Raw genomic sequence first — 16,280 nt, 5'->3', positions numbered from 1 at the left:
AAATTGCTCTGTCCTTGATCTCCATCAACGCCTGACGGACAATGGTTGGGGCAAATCAAAAAATCTCCCGGGAGGAATTTTTCGTGAATAGACTCGATCGTTTCAGTGCCCCGTCAACAGCTTCGGATTCGCCGCGCGGCCTCACGCTGCTGCGCGATCCGCTGCTCAACAAGGGCACCGCCTTCACCGAGCAGGAGCGGGCCGCCCTCGGCCTGAGTGGCCTCCTGCCCCCTTGCATATCCACCATGCAGTCGCAGGCGGCGCGCATCATGACCAACCTGCGCAGCCTGCCGAGCGACCTCGAGAAATACGTGGCGCTGAACGCGCTGCATGACCGAAACGAGGCGCTGTTCTTCCGCGTCGTGTGCGACAACATCGACGAGATCCAGCCGATCATCTACACACCTACGGTCGGGCTCGCCTGCCAGAAATACGGCCTGATCTTCCAGCGCCCGCGCGGCATGTTCATCTCGGCCAAGGATCGCGGCCAGATCGCCGATCTGCTGAAGAACTGGCCTTACAAGGCCAAGCTGATCGTGGTCACCGACGGCGAGCGCATCCTCGGGCTCGGCGACCTCGGCGCCAACGGCATGGGCATCCCGGTCGGCAAGCTCTCGCTCTATTCGGCCTGCGCCGGCGTGCATCCTGAGCTGTGCCTGCCGATCATGCTGGACGTCGGCACCAACAACGAAGAGTTCCTCAACGACCCCTATTACATCGGCCTGCGCCAGAAGCGGCTGACGGGTGAGGCCTATGACGCTTTCATCGACGAGTTCATGACGGCGGCGCGCGCGACCTTCCCGGGCGTCCTGATCCAGTTCGAGGATTTCGCCAACCACTCGGCGTTCCGCATGCTCGACAGGTACCGGCATGATGCCTGCGTCTTCAACGACGACATCCAGGGCACGGCCGCGGTCGCGCTCGCCGGCCTGTTCTCGGCGCTGCGTGTCAATGGCGGCAAGCTCAACGAGCAGCGGCTGCTGTTCCTCGGCGCGGGCGAAGCCGCCACCGGCATCGCCGACCTCGTCGTCTCAGCCATGGTGGCGGAAGGCGCCTCGGAAGCGGAGGCGCTCAAGCGCACCTGGCTGGTCGATTCGCGCGGCCTCGTCGTCGGCGGCAGGGCCGGCCTTTCCGGCCACAAGCTGCGCTATGCCCACGATCATGCGCAGGTCAGCGATTTCCTCACCGCGATCAAGACGCTGAAGCCGACGGCGATCATCGGCGTCGCCGCGGTGGGCGGCGCGTTCACACCGGAAGTGCTGCGCACCATGGCCGAGTTCAACGAGCGGCCGATCGTGTTCGCGCTCTCCAACCCGACCTCGAAGGCGGAATGCTCGGCCGAGGAGGCCTATCGCCACACGGAGGGCCGCGCGCTGTTCGCCTGCGGCAGCCCGTATGACCCGGTGGCGCTGAACGGCAAGACGTTCGTGCCGCGCCAGGGCAATAATTCGTACATCTTCCCGGGGGTCGGGTTGGGGGCGATCGCCAGCGGAACGAAGCTCGTGACCGACGAGATGTTCATGGCGGCCGCGCATACGCTTGCCGATTGCGTGGGCAAGGATGATCTCGACCAGGGCAGCCTTTATCCGGCGCTACCCCGCATCCGCGAGGTGTCGACGAAGATCGCCGCCGCCGTGGCGCAAGTCGTCTACCAGCGCGGGCTTGCCGACGGCGCCGCGCCCAACGACCTCGCCAGCTTCGTCCAGTCGCACATGTACGATCCGCACTACTGAAGATCCCGCCCGACGCACAAGACGTCGGGCGGTGGCGGGCAGCGAATGGGCCGTCGTCGACGGCCCCGGCGGTTTTTGAATACCGCCATCGCCGCGGCGGACACAGTCTGGGACTCATTGTTTTGTTCCGGCTCAATTACATCCGGCCGCAATCCGTCCAGAAGTTTGTTCATGAGCTATCCTTCCTCACCGACAGGCGAGTCATTGCCGTCAATTCCTCCGCTCCTCGCCCGCGTCATGCGGCCGTTGCCGCTGCTGCCGCTCGAGATCGTTCTTGCGCGCTTCATGCAGCGAATTTGCCGGCGGAATCCGCAGATTTTCGACCGCTTGGGCGTCCATGCAGGAAAGCGGTTCGGGATCAAGCCGACGGACCTGCCCTTCGCCTTCGTCATCGAGGCCAGCACGCAGCGCCCGCGCCTGTCGGTCATGCGCGAGCTGCCGGCCGCGCTGGACGCGCGCATTTCTTCTTCGTTGGCCAATCTGCTCGCCCTCGTGGAAGGACGGGTCGATGGCGACGCCCTGATGTTCTCGCGCCAGCTCGTCATGGAAGGCGACGTCGAGGCGGTGCTGGCGCTGCGCAACGCCATCGACGATGCCGGGCTCGATCTCGCTAAGGAGGTTGCCGACCTGTTCGGGCCACTGGGCGAGCCCGTGCGACAGGCCCTGGATGCGGCACGCAATTCGTTGATGAAGCCGAACCCGCTGTCCCAAGAGACCAGGCCATGGAGCTGATCTGTCCCGCGGGCACCCCTAGCGCGCTCAAGAGCGCGATCGATGCCGGGGCCGATGCGATCTATTGCGGTTTCAACGACGAGACCAACGCCAGGAACTTCCCCGGGCTGAACTTCAGCCGTGCCGAGCTCCGCCAGGGTATCGAGCTTGCGCACCGTCGCGGCGCCAAGATCCTGGTCGCCATCAACACGTTTCCGCGTGCCGGCGCGATCGAGGTGTGGCACCGCGCCGTGGACGACGCGGTCGACGCCGGCGCCGACGCCTTGATACTCGCCGATATCGGGCTGATGGACTACACGGCAAGGCGACACCCCGACCAGCGCATCCATGTCTCGGTGCAGGCCGCCGCGGCCAATCCCGACGCCATCGCGTTCTATGTCGAGACCTTCGGTGCGAAGCGCGTCGTGCTGCCGCGGGTGCTGAGCGTGCCGGAGATCGCCGCGATCTCGCGCGAGATCGAGTGCGAAACCGAGGTCTTCGTGTTCGGCGGGCTCTGCGTGATGGCGGAAGGGCGCTGCTCGCTGTCCTCCTATGCCACCGCCAAGTCCCCCAACATGAATGGCGTGTGCTCTCCCGCCAGCCATGTCGCCTATGAACAGACACGAGAGGGCACGAGCTCCCGGCTCGGTGGATTCACCATCAACCGTTTCGGCGCGAACGAGCCTGCGGGCTATCCGACCCTGTGCAAGGGTCGTTTTGCGACCGAGCTCGGCACCGGCTACATCTTCGAAGACCCTGTGAGCCTGGATGCGACAGCCCTGCTCGGCGGACTGCGCGATGCCGGCGTTACTGCGCTGAAGATCGAGGGCCGCCAGCGCGGCCGAGCCTATGTGGAAAGCGTGGTGCGCCATTTCCGCGGCGCCCTCGAAGCGCTCGATGCCGGCCGCGAGGCCGACATCGCACGCCTGACGCCGTTCACCGAAGGGCAGACCACCACAGTTGGCGCCTACCGCAAGACCTGGCGTTGAGACTTGAGGGCCCTCTGATGCAGCTCAGCCTTGGTCCAGTGTTGTACAACTGGTCGCCGGAGCGATGGCGCGACTTCTACTTCCGCATCGCGGACGAAGCGGCGGTCGACGTCGTCACGGTCGGCGAAGTCGTGTGCTCGAAACGCGCTCCGTTCTTCGAGCCCGAGCTGCCCGCGGTGATCGAGCGGCTGAAGCGCGCGGGGAAACAGGTTCAGCTCGGCTCGCTGATCCTGGTTTCACTGCCGCGGGAGCGGCGCCACCTCGACGACCTCATTCGTACCTCGGACGTCATGATTGAGGTGAACGACCTCACCGGACTTCGATCGATCAACGGCCGGGCTCACGCGGTCGGCCCCTTTGTCAACATCTACAACGAGGCGAGCGCCGCATTCCACGCAGATCGCGGCGCGAAGCGCATCTGCCTGCCCCCTGAACTGCCCCTCCGGTCCGTTGCAACGATTGCCGCCGCGCTCCCGCAGGTCACCTTCGAGGTGTTCGCCTTCGGCAGGACGCCGCTGGCGATTTCCGCCCGCTGCTATCACGCGCGCGCACACAAGCTCGCCAAGGACAACTGCCAGTTCGTCTGCGACAAAGATCCGGACGGACTTGCGCTGAAGACTCTCGACCAGCAGGATTTCCTGACCGTCAACGGCGTCCAGACCCTGTCCTACACCTGCGCAAATCTCCTGCGCGATATCGGCGCCCTCAAGCAGAACGCGGTCGGCGCATTACGCCTTTCGCCGCAGGATTGCGACATGGTGGCCGTCGCCGGGATCTTTCGCGACGTGCTCGATGGCAAAGAGGAGCCCGAAGGCGGAAGCCGGCGCCTGGCCGCGCTCTACCCGAACGTGCCCTTCTCCAACGGCTTTCTGCACGGCCAGCCGGGCTTTTCGTATCATTAGCTGATGCCCATCGTTGCCGAGCAAGACCGATCCGCAGGCAAAGACGGATGAGAGACGATCCTCCACATCCGCCACGATTGATCCGCGTCAAGAAACTCGCCAGCGTTGCTCATTAGATTGCCGGGTGAACTCTCCTCCTTGGGACAGGCCGGCCGTGTTCACTCGACGAAGAATGATTGCCGCGCTGGCCCTGCTGGCTGCGCTGAAGCCCGCCCGGGCCGAACAGGTGATCCTGATCGACCGGGCCTCACCCGAGCGCAAACCCATGCTCGACGCGGTGCGCGCGCCCGTCGAGCAACGTCTCGGCATCAGGGTTATCTTCGTGGTCGAGCGGCTTGCCGTGTCCGGCGACTGGGCGTTTGCTGAAGTTCATCCACGCACCGAGGCCGGCGCTCGCATCAACTACCGCCAGACGCGCTATGCCAGGAATTACATACCCGACCAGGACAGCGATCTCGTTCTTGCACTGCTGCGGCGCGCCGGCCGGTCGTGGGTTGTCGTACAGGAGGCCTTTCTGCCGACCGACGTCGTCTGGGAGGATTGGGTGAAGACCTATCGTCTGCCGCGCCGGCTGTTTCTGGATCAATAGCAGGTCATCGGGCGTGGCCTCAGCCGCATCGCTTCGTATTGCATCGACCCAGATTCCGCCGGCACGAACCTCGACCCCGATCGCGCGACCAAATAGCAGTTGCTGGCGGAGGCGGCCGGCCGCACCGACGCCGCGCTCCCGGGCGGTCGGCCATGGCACCCTCGTCCGCCATCTGCTATCCATAAGCTGATTTAGCCCACGGAAATACCGATGACCGATTTCACCGCGCGCGCCCTTTCACGAAAGCTGTTGCCGTCCGCGCTTGCGGGCCTGTTCTGCCTGGCGGCGCTGCCCGCGCGCGCCGCCGATGACGATGCGCCGAAGGGCCCGGCTGTCACCGTGCTCAAGGCGGCCAAGAGCTGTTTCTCCAACATCGTCGAGGGATCGGGGCCGCTGATCGCGCGCGAGGAGACCGCGGTGAGACCCGAGCGCCCCGGCGTCAAGGTCGCGGAGGTCCTTGCGGAACCGGGCGACAGCGTCAACGCCGGCCAGGTGCTGGCGCGGCTCGCCCTGCCGGAGGGCGGCACTATCCAGGTGACCGCGCCCGTGGCCGGCATCATCTCGAACTCCACGGCCCAGATCGGCGCCTTTGCCTCGGCGCGCGGCGAAGCGCTATTTTCCATCATCGCCCGCAGCGAATACGACCTGGTGGCGATGGTGCCGAGTGCCGATGTGGCAAAGCTGGCGGTCAACCAGCCTGCCACGGTGAGGATCGTCGGGGCCGGCGATGTCGAGGGCAAGGTGCGGCGGATCGGGCCGACCGTCGAGCCGAACGTCCAGCTCGGTCAGGTCTTCATCGGCATCACGTCCAACCGACGCCTGCTGATCAATGGCTCCGGGCGCGCGATGATCAAGACCGGACAGAGCTGCAATGTCGCCGTTCCGCTCAGCGCGGTGCAGTACGGCAGCGCCGGCACCGTGGTGCAGGTGATCCGGCGCAACCGCGTCGAGACCAAGCGCGTCGAAGTCGGGCTCATGGCCGCCGGCCAGGTCGAGATCCGCGAGGGATTGCACGAAGGCGACATCGTGGTGGCGCGTGCCGGCGCGCTGCTCCGCGAGGGCGACGCCGTGCGGCCGGTGACGGCCAGCGCCGAGACGAAGTAACGCTTGTAACGGACCCGTTGCGTCGATGCTGCGCGGAGAGCCCGGGCTGCCCTCGAGTCAGAGATCTCGGTTCAACCAAAAATTATGCCCCGGCCCACGGAGCATCATTTCATGATGCACTGTGTCCGAGGCATGGAAATTCAGAGATGTGCCCTAAAGCGCGACCGCTTTAGATGGATCCTCGACGCGCTTGAGCTCGTTGTTTGAGCATGATCTGCACGCAAACGCTTTGCGTTTGTCGCGCGGAAAACCGCTACGCACTTTGCGCCAACGCGGCCCTTCGGGTCCGGATCATGCTCTAGCCGCCGGCGCCGAGGCGGACTTCCTCGAGCAGCGAAGACGAAACCGTCGGGACCTGTTCGCCTTCCGAAGCGCGCGAGATCGCCACGCGAGTCTTGTTGAAGACGGCCTCGGCGCTGGCCTGCGTATCGAGGTTGTTGAGCAGCTCGGCGATGAGCACGCTGTACTCGCCCCTGGCATCGTCAACCAGCTTGCCCGGCGAAGCGGAGGACAGGATCAGCGCGTTGTCGGGTGCGTGGATCGGCGCCAGCCCGTGCGAGTAGGTGCGGAACCGGCGCTCATAGGGATTGCGGCGCGAGGCGTCGACCACCGCCAGCTTCGCGCGGGCGCCCTGCTCCTTCATCATGCCGAGGACGGATTCGATCGAGACGCCGTTGCGACGGACGTCGGATTCCTTCCAGATCGTGGCATCGACCGGGATCATGTAGCTCTCGCGGCCGGCCTGCACGCCATAGCCGCCGAAGAACAGCATGACGACGGAATCGTGCGTGATCCTGGACTTCAGCCGGGCAATCGCGCGAACCATGTCGTCCTTGCTCGCGTCCTCGACCATGTCGACGTCAAAGCCGTTCCGGCGCAGCGCGGCCGACAGCGCGCGCGCGTCGTTGATGGACTGGGTCAGCGGCGCATTGGCATCGGGGTAGTGACCATTGCCGATGACCAGCGCCAGACGGGAGGGTTGCTTGGCCCGGTCGGCGTTCTGCTCGGTCGATACCGCCTTCGCGGCATCCAGGGCCCGCATGTTGAGCGCAGCATGCGCGCCGATCGCCAGCGACACCGTGCCGACCAGCGCGGCCACGATGGCGATCGTCCGGCGTGAGATACTCTGCTGCGTTACATGCATCACGGTTCATTCCTGGTCAGGGCCGAAGGCGCGGCTTGCGTTAGTCGCGCGTGAGCTTCCTAGGGTTTCACGGGATGGACGCGGGTGTGCCGCGAGATTGCGTGCAATTTGCGGCGCCGCAACAAACAAACCCTTAACCCGATACGGCCGTCCCGGCAATACGCCGTCCCGATTTTCGGTTAAACCATTGAATAGATTCGACAATTCTGGGGTGTCGAATGGGCGATTTTTTCCACCTTTCGGTTCCGGTCCCGCGCGCTAGGATGCCTCCCGCCGGATTGACGCCGCCGTGACCTTGATCACATTTGTGTTCCTGCCGATAAGGGTAGCTTTTCAAGGACTTGCGCGGTCCGGGAGGGTTCCCTCACCGACCCCCAAATCCAGGCTGCGAAGCGCGCGACAAGGGATTTCATGAGCTTTCACTATTTCGCCGGGGCCGCCTACCGCGCGCTGACGGCCCGGAAGAACGGCCCTTCCCTGTACGAGGTATGCGACCCAGTCCTGCTGAACCAGCGAGGCGGCGATGCGCATCTGATCAAGTTCTACAAGACCGCGCTGGGTAATCCCGCACTTCGGGCGCTGCTGCGCCGGGCGGGATTGCCCGAGCTCTCCGACGGGGCACGGCTTTCGAACCTGCGCGAGGCGTTGATCCGCGCCCGCGACGACGCCGCCCCGGATTGGGAGACCATCGGCCGTCCCGTTGCCGACCTGCTCGACACCATCCAGCTCGAACATCCGAAGCCAAAGCCGGCACTGGCCAACGGATCGGCGCCACAGCTTGGCGACATCGAGAGCGTCATCCGCGCCTGCGGCGACCATCTGCTACGTTCCTACCGCACCAACGGCTTCATTCCGACGTTTGCGGCCTTCAACCTGATCGGCGATCCCGACCTGCGCGGCAGAGAGCTGATCATGGCGCTCACGGGCCTGAACTCGCGCGGCTACAAGAATTCCTCGCTCATGTTCAATCTCGCGCGCGTCTTCATCGCGCGCTCGAACGTGCGCAACCTCATCCATCCGCCATGGACCGGCATCGCCGAGCCGATGTGGGAGCCGGTGCAGATCCGCCACCGCTCGGCCTATTACGACGCCTTCTTCATCGAGGCGCTGCTCTCCTTTCTCGAATCCGGCCTTGCCTCACCGGGCGACATCGCGGCGGGCAAGCGCGCGGTCGCCGACATGGTCGACTTCTGCATCAACATCAGCCGCGAACAGGTGAAGACCGACGACGGCACACGCTTCGATGTAATCACGGCGCTGGCGCCGGCGCCGCATCCGCGCTTTTCGCGCTTCTTCGCGCAGATCAAGCAGGACCTCGGCTTCGGCATCTATGTGCCCGATTGCGATACCACCGCCTGCTCCTTCTCGGCCGCGACCCAGGCGGGATCGACCGATCCGATCCTTTCCCAGCCGCTGCTCGACTTCTACGCCACCTACCAGGTGCGCGCCGGCATCAACGAGCCGCGGGTCACGGTGCCGCTTAACGATAACATCGAGTACGAAGGCGGCGTTGCGACCTGGATCGACAACCTTGCGGGCGAGCGGCCCTATGGCAACGACCTCGACCCGACGCTCAATCTCGACGTCCTCGAGGTCAGCTTCCGCAACTTAAGTCGCTGGAAGGTGCTGGAGACGCCGCAGCGGCTCGCCACTGTCCACCGCATCATCGCCTTCCAGAAGCGCCTCGCGGCCAGCGGCGCGTTCGCCGACCCGCGCTCGCATATCTATTATCTGCCCGAGCTCTACTGCGCGTATTTCGGCCGCTGCTATGCTGCCTTCCGTGCGCTGCCGCCGGCGGCGCAACAGGCGATCGACCCGGGCGGCAGCTTCGAGCTGATCCGCGCCAGGGTGCTCGGCTATGTGCAGGACGAGTTGATCGCGCTCGAGATGAACGTGTTCGACGCGGCGCTGGCGCTGATCGCGCTCAGCCAGCTCGGCGCCGATCCGAAGACCTTCGCCCCGGCCCTGCACCGCATCGTCGGCCAACTCGGCGAGGGCGGCCGACGCGGCCCGTACCTGGCCTATGAATGGAACAAGATGAAGACACCGACTCGCATCCTGGTCGGCGGCCCCGAAGTTACCTCCGCCTTCGTGCTGATGGGCCTGGCATTGGCCAGACGGCGAATGGTTGGCGAAAGCGGATAGGATGGCGAGAAGAGATCGAGGAGAACCGATTCGCTGCTGGCTATTCGTCGCAATGACGCGAAGTTGAAAGCGCAAGGTGCTGCAGCCGCTGGTCTGCCGATCAAAATCAAATCACAATCGGCGCGTTGTCAGGAACTATCTTCATACAACGCGGCCCACATGTCCCGAGAACTCGTCCTGGCGATTTGCATCCTGCTGTCGCCCTGCATTGCCAACGCCACCGATGTCACCGGCACCGCCAAGATCCGTGAGGCCGACCAGGTCCAGATCGGCAATACCCGCATCCGGCTCGGCGGCATCGACGCGCCGGCCGTCGACCAGCTTTGCCTCAACACCAAGGGCGAGCGCTGGACCTGCGGAGTTGCCGCGCGCGACGAATTGATCAAGCACGCCGACAACAAGAGCTGGACCTGTCACACCCGCTCAGTCGATCGGCGCGGCCGCACGATCGCGCGCTGCGAGGTCGGCGGCGAGGACATCCAGAAATGGCTGGTGCGAAGCGGCTGGGCGCTGTCCTACAGACGCTTCTCGCACGACTATGACGCGGACGAGGCCGCGGCGCGCGAGGCCAAGGCCGGGATGTGGCAGGGCGCGTTCATCGCACCGTGGGACTGGCGCGTGCGCAACAAGAAGACGACCATCCTCGGCGCCATCAAGCCGCCGGAGCACGCCCATGCGATCCTTCTTGCCTCGGCTTCGGGACCGGTAGCACCCTCGCCCGACTGCACGATCAAGGGCAACGTCAACAGTGCCGGCGAATGCATCTATCACACACCGTCCAGCCGCTGGTACACGCAGATCAGGATGAAGATCTCTAAAGGCACGCGCTGGTTCTGCTCGGTGGAAGAGGCCGAGGCCGCCGGCTGCCGCCACACGCGACGATAAGGCTTTTCTTGCGCGGCAACGGCGCGTAAAAAGCCTCAAATACCTATCCAGCCTGTCAAGTTTCAGGGAAGAGCAACAATGACCGTTCGCGCGGGCAGGGAATTCTTGGCCATCCCCGGGCCGACCACTATGCCCGACGAAGTGCTGCGGGCGATGCATCGCCCGGCGATCGACATCTATTCCGATCAGATGATCAATCTGACCGACAGCCTTCTGCGCGATCTGTCGAAACTGTTCGCCACCAAGGGCAAGACCTACATCTATATCGCCAACGGCCACGGCGCCTGGGAAGGGGTGCTGAGCAACGTGCTGTCGCGCGGCGACAAGGTGCTGGTGCTCGAGAGCGGCCGCTTTGCGATCGGCTGGGGACTTGCCGCCGCGGCCATGGGCGCCGACGTCGAGGTCCTGAAGGGCGACTGGCGGCGCGCGATCCGTCCGCACGAAGTCGAGGCGCGCCTCAAGCTCGACAAGGAACACAAGATCAAGGCGATCCTGGCGGTGCAGGTCGACACCGCGTCGGGCGCCTACAACGACATCGAGGCGATCGCGAAAGCGATCAAGGCGGCCGGCCACCCGGCCTTGTTCATGGTGGACACGGTCGCTTCCCTCGCCTGCATGCCTTTCGAGATGGACCAGTGGGGCGTCGATGTCGCGATGTCCGGCTCGCAGAAGGGATTGATGACGCCGCCGGGACTGGGCTTCGTCGCGGCCAACGCGCGCGCGCTCGAGGTGCACAGGAAGGCCGGTCTGCGCACGCCCTATTGGGACTGGACCGAGCGCGAGGGCAGCGAGCATTACCGCAAATATGCCGGCACTGCGCCGGTGCATCTGTTGTTCGCGCTGCGCCAGGCCATCGACATGATCTTCGAGGAAGGCCTTCCAAACATCTTTCGTCGGCACCAGTTGCTTGCCGAAGCGGTGCGCCGCGCGGTCACGGTGTGGGCCGAGGGCCAGGTGCTCGGGCTCAACATCGCGGAGGCCGGCGAACGCTCGGACACCGTAACGACCGTGACCGTAGAGGCCGGCCATGATCCCGCGGCACTGCAGCGTTACTGCAAGGAAAAATGCGGCGTGGTGCTGGGCACCGGCATCGGCGATCTGCATGGCCAGGCGTTCCGCATTGCCCATATGGGCCATGTCAACGCGCCGATGATCCTGGGCACGCTGGGCGTGGTCGAGGTCGGCCTCAACGCCCTTAAGATCCCGCACGGCAAGGGCGGCATGGAAGCCGCCATCGCGTGGCTGGGCGAGCAGGTGAGCGCGTAGCCCGTCATCCGTCACCGCTCACCCCCAACCCTCTCCCCGCAAGCGGGGCGAGGGTGTGCACCGCTCACGCGGCTACGAGTATCAGCATCGTCGATAGGCCCTCTTCAATCGGCCGCATTCGATCCGATATAGAGGCAGCCTGACACAAGCAGGATCGAACGAGGATTCGACGTGACCGAACCAGCTATCGAGGCCATTTCCAGCCAGATCAACCCGCCGGTCGCGCCGCGGCGACCCCGTTCCTTTACCCGGCACGGCATCACGTTGAGCGATGACTATGCCTGGCTGAAGGACGAGGACTGGCAGGAGGTGCTGCGCGAGCCGTCGCGCCTCGATCCCGACATCCGCAAATACCTGGAAGCGGAGAATGCCTATACCGACAGCCTGCTCGGCCACACCACGCCGCTGCAAAAGAAGCTCGTACGCGAGATGCGCGGACGCATCAAGGAAGACGATTCCAGCGTGCCGTCGCCCGACGGGCCTTACGCCTATTTCCGCAAGTACCGCGAAGGCGGGCAACACGAAATGTTCGGCCGCATCCCGCGCAATGGCGGTGAGAGCCACATCGCGCTCGATGGCGATGCGCTCGCCAAGGACCACCAATATTTCCGGTTCGGCGGCAGCCGCCATTCATACGATCACAACCTCCAGGCCTGGAGCGCCGACACCAAGGGTTCCGAGTATTTTTCCATTCGCATCCGCGACTGGGCGACCGGCAAGGATCATCACGATGTCGTCGAGGAGACCGACGGCGCGGTCGTCTGGACCAGGGATTGCAAAAGCTTCTTCTACGTCAAGCTCGACGACAATCACCGCCCGCTGCAGGTGTGGCGGCATCGGCTGGGTACGGCACAGGCCGACGACGTGCTGGTCTATGAAGAGAAGGACGCCGGCTGGTTCACCCATATCCATGAGAGCACCAGCGGGCGTTTCTGCGTGATCGCCGGCGGCGACCATGAAACGTCGGAGCAGCACCTGATCGATCTTGCCGATCCGGACACACCGCCGCGCCTGATCGCCGCGCGCGAGAACGGCGTGCAATATTCGGTCGCCGACCGCGGCGATGAATTGTTCATCCTGACCAACGCCGGCGATGCGATCGATTTCAAGATCGTGACCGCGCCGCTTGCATCGCCCGAACGCGCCAACTGGCGCGATCTGATCCCGCACCGCGCCGGCGTCTACATCATCGAGCACGACCTGTATTCGGGACACCTCGTGCGGCTACAGCGCGAGAACGCGCTGCCGGAGATCGTGATCCGCGACCTCGCGACAGGGGACGAGCACAGTATCGCCTTTGACGAGACAGCCTATTCGCTCGGCACCATGGGATCGTACGAGTTCGACACGACGAACCTGCGCTTTTCCTATTCGTCCATGACCACGCCGTCGGAGGTCTACGACTACGCCATGGCGACGCGCACGCGCATCTTGCGCAAGCGCCAGGAGATTCCCTCCGGCCATAATCCGGCCGACTACGTCACCACGCGCATCATGGCAAGATCGCATGACGGCGCCGAGGTGCCGGTCTCGATCCTCCATCGCCGCGGACTCAAGCTGGACGGATCAGCGCCGCTGCTGCTCTACGGCTACGGTTCCTACGGCATGGCGATGCCGGCCTCGTTCTCGTCCAACCGGCTGTCGCTGGCCGATCGCGGCTTCGTCTACGCCATCGCCCATATCCGCGGCGGCGCCGACAAGGGCTGGGGCTGGTATCTCGAGGGCAAGCGCGAGAAGAAGACCAACAGTTTCGACGATTTCGCCGCCTGCGCCCGCGCGCTTTGCGATGCCGGCTACACCAGCGCGAAACGCATCGTCGGACATGGGGGCAGCGCCGGCGGCATGCTGATGGGCGCTGCCGCCAACCGATCCGGGGAATTGTTCGCGGGCATCGTCGCCGAGGTACCGTTCGTCGACGTGCTCAACACCATGCTCGACGACACGCTGCCGCTGACGCCGCCGGAATGGCCGGAATGGGGCAATCCGATCGAAAGCGAGAAGGACTTTCGCACCATCCTGTCCTACTCGCCTTACGACAACATCGCGGCCAGGGAATATCCCGCGGTTCTCGCCATGGGCGGATTGACCGATCCCCGCGTCACCTACTGGGAGCCGGCGAAATGGATCGCGCGGCTGCGCGCTACGATGACGGGCGGCGGCCCGGTGCTGCTGCGCACCAACATGGGCGCCGGTCATGGCGGCGCCTCGGGCCGCTTCGACCGTCTCGACGAGGTCGCGATCGTGTACGCGTTTGCGCTGTGGGCCGTGGGATTGGCCGACAAGGCAGAGGCCTAACGCCCGCTTGGCGCAGCTCCGCCCGGAACGAAGCGCATCAATTCAATAGATCGCCGGTTCGCCGACCGGCGCGCCGAACGAGGTCTCCAGAAAATCGAAATCGCAGCCGTCGTTGGCCTGCTTGATGTGGCGCGAGAACATCCAGCCATAGCCGCGTTCGAAACGCCGCTCCGGCTGTTTCCATGCGGCGCGGCGCCGCGCCAGCTCGTCTTCGGGTACGTCGAGGCTGATGGTGCGTGCAGCCACGTCCAGGGTGATGCGGTCGCCGTTCTCCACCAGCGCCAGCGGTCCGCCGATGTAGGATTCCGGGGCGACATGCAGGATGCAGGCGCCGTAGCTCGTGCCGCTCATGCGCGCGTCGGACATGCGCACCATGTCGCGCACGCCCTGCTTCACCAATCTAGTCGGGATCGGCAGCATGCCCCACTCCGGCATGCCCGGCCCGCCTTGCGGCCCGGCATTGCGCAGGATCAGCACATGATCGGCGGTAACGTCGAGATCGGGATCATCGATCGCCTTCTTCATGGACGGATAATCGTCGAATACGAGGGCAGGCCCGCTGTGCGCGAGAAAGCGCGGATCGCAGGCGGAAGGTTTGATCACGCAGCCGTCGGGCGCGAGATTGCCCTTGAGCACGGCGAGCGCGCCTTCCTTGTAGATCGGGTTGTCTACAATGCGGATCACGTCGTCGTTGTAGACTTCGGCGTGCGCGATGTTCTCGCCGAGGGTCTTGCCGGTGACGGTGAGGCAATCGAGGTGGAGATGTTGCCGGATACGGCTCATCAGTCCCGGCAGGCCGCCGGCGTAGAAGAAGTCTTCCATCAAATAGGTGTCGCCGCTCGGCCTGACGTTCGCGATCACGGGCACCTTTCGGCTCGCCTTCTCGAAATCGTCGAGGGAGATGTCGATACCGGCGCGGCGCGCCTGCGCGATGACATGGATGATGGCATTGGTCGAGCACCCCATCGCCATGGCGACCGCGATGGCGTTCTCGAAGGCTTTGCGGGTCTGGATTTTCTGCGGGGTGAGGTCCTCCCAGACCATCTCGACAATGCGCCGCCCGCACGCCGAGCTCATGCGGATGTGGCCGGCATCCGCGGCGGGGATCGAGGAGGCGCCGGGCAAGGTCATGCCGATCGCCTCCGCGATCGCGGTCATGGTGGAAGCAGTGCCCATGGTCATGCAGGTGCCGTAGCTGCGGGCGATGCCCGCCTCCATGTCGACCCAGTACCTGTCTGAGATCTTTCCGGCGCGCCGCTCGTCCCAGTATTTCCAGGCGTCGGAACCCGAACCGAGCGTCTTGCCCTTCCAGTTGCCGCGCAGCATGGGACCGGCCGGCAGATAGATCGCCGGGATGTTCATGGAGGTCGCACCGAGCAGCAAGGCGGGCGTAGTCTTGTCGCACCCGCCCATCAGCACCACGCCGTCGACGGGATGGCTGCGCAGCAGTTCCTCCGCTTCCATGGCGAGCAGGTTGCGATACAGCATCGTGGTCGGCTTCAGGAGCGATTCCGACAGCGACAGCGCCGGCAGCTCAATCGGAAAACCGCCCGCCATCAGCACGCCGCGCCTGACGTCCTCGACGCGCGACTTGAAGTGCATGTGGCAGGGCTGGGCATCAGACCAGGTGTTGAGGATCGCGATCACCGGACGATCCTTCCACTCGTCGGGCGCGTAGCCCATCTGCATGGCACGCGACCTGTGCCCGAAGGAGCGGAGGTCATCGGGCTTGAACCAGCGCGCGCTGCGCAGCGTCTCCGGCATTTTCTTCTCGGTCATGGCACCCCTCGCGAAAGAGCCAAGGTCATCTCACGGCAAATCCCCGCGGTGCAAGTCTGTTGCAATTTGTGGGGCGCGCACAGCAGCTCTCCGACGGTTGCATCCAACCGCTGCACAGGGCCACGGTTGTGCCGGCTGGGCGAGCGGGCCGGCGACGAGCTGACCGTCGCCGCAACTTCCGCCAGCGCTTGCGGGCGGGCCCGAATTGGAGTGAAACTCCCACGCGGCAAGTTTTGCAGAGATGTCGGATCAAGAGTTCATCATCGGGCTCGGAGCATTGAAATCTTGGCCAACATCCTGATTGTGGATGACGATGTCGCGGTACAAGCGACGATCCGGCTGGTGCTGGAACGGGCTGGACATCGCGTGACGACAGCCAGCGACGGCAAGAAGGCAATCGAGCTGTTCGAAACCGGCGCATTTGACCTGATTTTTCTCGATATTTTCATGCCTGGAATGGACGGATTGGAAACGATGCGGCTGATCCGCCGCCAGCAGCCGGGCATTCCGATCGTTGTCATTTCGGGCCGTCCGATTGCTCCCGACGGCTATTCCGAGCCGGATTTCCTTGCTATGGCCACCAAGCTGGGTGCGATCGCGAGCCTGCAGAAGCCGTTCAAGCCGGCTGCGCTGCTTGCTGCGGTTGAAACGAGCCTCGCCGCCGCGGAACCGACGAAGTCGGGCCCGGGCACGACGCTCATTACATGACCCTCAAGCAAGCCGTTCGTCGCCGGCCGA

The 16,280-nt window shown here is 64.7% G+C and carries 13 protein-coding genes; 11 read left to right on the top strand and 2 right to left on the bottom strand.

Going from position 1 to position 16,280, the window contains the following annotated elements; genetic code table 11:
- Nucleotides 1-83: 83 nt before the first annotated feature.
- From HY852_RS27800 to HY852_RS27775, 6 genes are all read left to right on the top strand, one after another.
- Nucleotides 84-1,733 carry an NAD-dependent malic enzyme gene (locus HY852_RS27800; RefSeq protein ID WP_291608185.1) on the top strand — a complete coding sequence of 550 codons (1,650 nt, stop codon included), beginning with the start codon at nucleotides 84-86 and terminating at the stop codon, nucleotides 1,731-1,733.
- 171 nt (nucleotides 1,734-1,904) lie between these two features.
- A complete protein-coding gene (locus HY852_RS27795) occupies nucleotides 1,905-2,465 on the top strand; it encodes an SCP2 sterol-binding domain-containing protein (RefSeq protein WP_291608184.1) in 561 nt (186 codons plus the stop codon).
- The gene (locus HY852_RS27790; RefSeq protein WP_291608183.1) at nucleotides 2,456-3,433 is read left to right on the top strand and encodes a peptidase U32 family protein; all 978 of its coding nucleotides are present in this window, start codon (nucleotides 2,456-2,458) and stop codon (nucleotides 3,431-3,433) included. Before HY852_RS27795 ends, HY852_RS27790 begins: the two co-directional genes overlap by 10 nt.
- 17 nt (nucleotides 3,434-3,450) lie before the next feature.
- The gene (locus HY852_RS27785; protein ID WP_291608182.1) at nucleotides 3,451-4,335 is read left to right on the top strand and encodes a U32 family peptidase; all 885 of its coding nucleotides are present in this window, start codon (nucleotides 3,451-3,453) and stop codon (nucleotides 4,333-4,335) included.
- A 172-nt stretch (nucleotides 4,336-4,507) separates the two neighbouring features.
- A complete protein-coding gene (locus HY852_RS27780; protein ID WP_291608180.1) occupies nucleotides 4,508-4,924 on the top strand; it encodes a hypothetical protein in 417 nt (138 codons plus the stop codon).
- A 210-nt stretch (nucleotides 4,925-5,134) separates the two neighbouring features.
- Nucleotides 5,135-6,028, top strand: coding sequence for an HlyD family efflux transporter periplasmic adaptor subunit (locus HY852_RS27775; protein ID WP_291608179.1), 894 nt, complete (start codon nucleotides 5,135-5,137; stop codon nucleotides 6,026-6,028).
- A 298-nt stretch (nucleotides 6,029-6,326) separates the two neighbouring features.
- Here the strand turns inward: HY852_RS27775 and HY852_RS27770 are convergent, their stop codons facing one another.
- A complete protein-coding gene (locus HY852_RS27770) occupies nucleotides 6,327-7,172 on the bottom strand; it encodes a caspase family protein (RefSeq protein WP_291608205.1) in 846 nt (281 codons plus the stop codon).
- Between the two features lie 411 nt (nucleotides 7,173-7,583).
- Between HY852_RS27770 and HY852_RS27765 the strand changes: the two genes are divergently transcribed.
- The 4 genes from HY852_RS27765 (at nucleotide 7,584) to HY852_RS27750 (ending at nucleotide 13,763) form a co-directional block, all read left to right on the top strand.
- Complete coding sequence (locus tag HY852_RS27765) at nucleotides 7,584-9,317, top strand: hypothetical protein (RefSeq protein WP_291608178.1); 1,734 nt, start codon at nucleotides 7,584-7,586, stop codon at nucleotides 9,315-9,317.
- 159 nt (nucleotides 9,318-9,476) lie between these two features.
- Nucleotides 9,477-10,202, top strand: coding sequence for a thermonuclease family protein (locus HY852_RS27760; RefSeq protein WP_291608177.1), 726 nt, complete (start codon nucleotides 9,477-9,479; stop codon nucleotides 10,200-10,202).
- Between the two features lie 78 nt (nucleotides 10,203-10,280).
- A complete protein-coding gene (locus HY852_RS27755) occupies nucleotides 10,281-11,468 on the top strand; it encodes an aminotransferase class V-fold PLP-dependent enzyme (protein WP_291608176.1) in 1,188 nt (395 codons plus the stop codon).
- Nucleotides 11,469-11,639: 171 nt separating this feature from the next.
- Nucleotides 11,640-13,763, top strand: a complete 2,124-nt coding sequence (locus HY852_RS27750; RefSeq protein ID WP_291608175.1) for a S9 family peptidase — start codon at nucleotides 11,640-11,642, stop codon at nucleotides 13,761-13,763.
- A 42-nt stretch (nucleotides 13,764-13,805) separates the two neighbouring features.
- Here the strand turns inward: HY852_RS27750 and araD are convergent, their stop codons facing one another.
- On the bottom strand, nucleotides 13,806-15,542 hold the full coding sequence (araD, locus tag HY852_RS27745; protein WP_291608174.1) for an L-arabinonate dehydratase: 1,737 nt from the start codon (nucleotides 15,540-15,542) through the stop codon (nucleotides 13,806-13,808).
- Nucleotides 15,543-15,827: 285 nt separating this feature from the next.
- Here araD and HY852_RS27740 point away from each other — a divergent pair, with 285 nt between their 5' ends.
- Nucleotides 15,828-16,250 carry a response regulator gene (locus tag HY852_RS27740; protein WP_291608173.1) on the top strand — a complete coding sequence of 141 codons (423 nt, stop codon included), beginning with the start codon at nucleotides 15,828-15,830 and terminating at the stop codon, nucleotides 16,248-16,250.
- The last annotated feature ends 30 nt before the right edge of the window (nucleotides 16,251-16,280 follow it).

Origin of the sequence: Bradyrhizobium sp. (assembly GCF_016213215.1) — a bacterium.
In the GTDB taxonomy this organism is placed as follows: domain Bacteria; phylum Pseudomonadota; class Alphaproteobacteria; order Rhizobiales; family Xanthobacteraceae; genus Bradyrhizobium.
This window is presented reverse-complemented; position numbering and strand designations above follow the sequence as displayed.

Excerpts from the sequence above, each read along its gene's own strand:
- HY852_RS27795 (WP_291608184.1), top strand. The coding sequence starts at position 1,905 with ATGAGCTATCCTTCCTCACCGACAGGCGAGTCATTGCCGTCAATTCCT.
- HY852_RS27790 (WP_291608183.1), top strand. The coding sequence starts at position 2,456 with ATGGAGCTGATCTGTCCCGCGGGCACCCCTAGCGCGCTCAAGAGCGCG.
- HY852_RS27785 (WP_291608182.1), top strand. The coding sequence starts at position 3,451 with ATGCAGCTCAGCCTTGGTCCAGTGTTGTACAACTGGTCGCCGGAGCGA.
- HY852_RS27780 (WP_291608180.1), top strand. The coding sequence starts at position 4,508 with ATGATTGCCGCGCTGGCCCTGCTGGCTGCGCTGAAGCCCGCCCGGGCC.
- HY852_RS27775 (WP_291608179.1), top strand. The coding sequence starts at position 5,135 with ATGACCGATTTCACCGCGCGCGCCCTTTCACGAAAGCTGTTGCCGTCC.
- HY852_RS27770 (WP_291608205.1), bottom strand. The coding sequence starts at position 7,172 with ATGCATGTAACGCAGCAGAGTATCTCACGCCGGACGATCGCCATCGTG.
- HY852_RS27765 (WP_291608178.1), top strand. The coding sequence starts at position 7,584 with ATGAGCTTTCACTATTTCGCCGGGGCCGCCTACCGCGCGCTGACGGCC.
- HY852_RS27760 (WP_291608177.1), top strand. The coding sequence starts at position 9,477 with ATGTCCCGAGAACTCGTCCTGGCGATTTGCATCCTGCTGTCGCCCTGC.
- HY852_RS27755 (WP_291608176.1), top strand. The coding sequence starts at position 10,281 with ATGACCGTTCGCGCGGGCAGGGAATTCTTGGCCATCCCCGGGCCGACC.
- araD (WP_291608174.1), bottom strand. The coding sequence starts at position 15,542 with ATGACCGAGAAGAAAATGCCGGAGACGCTGCGCAGCGCGCGCTGGTTC.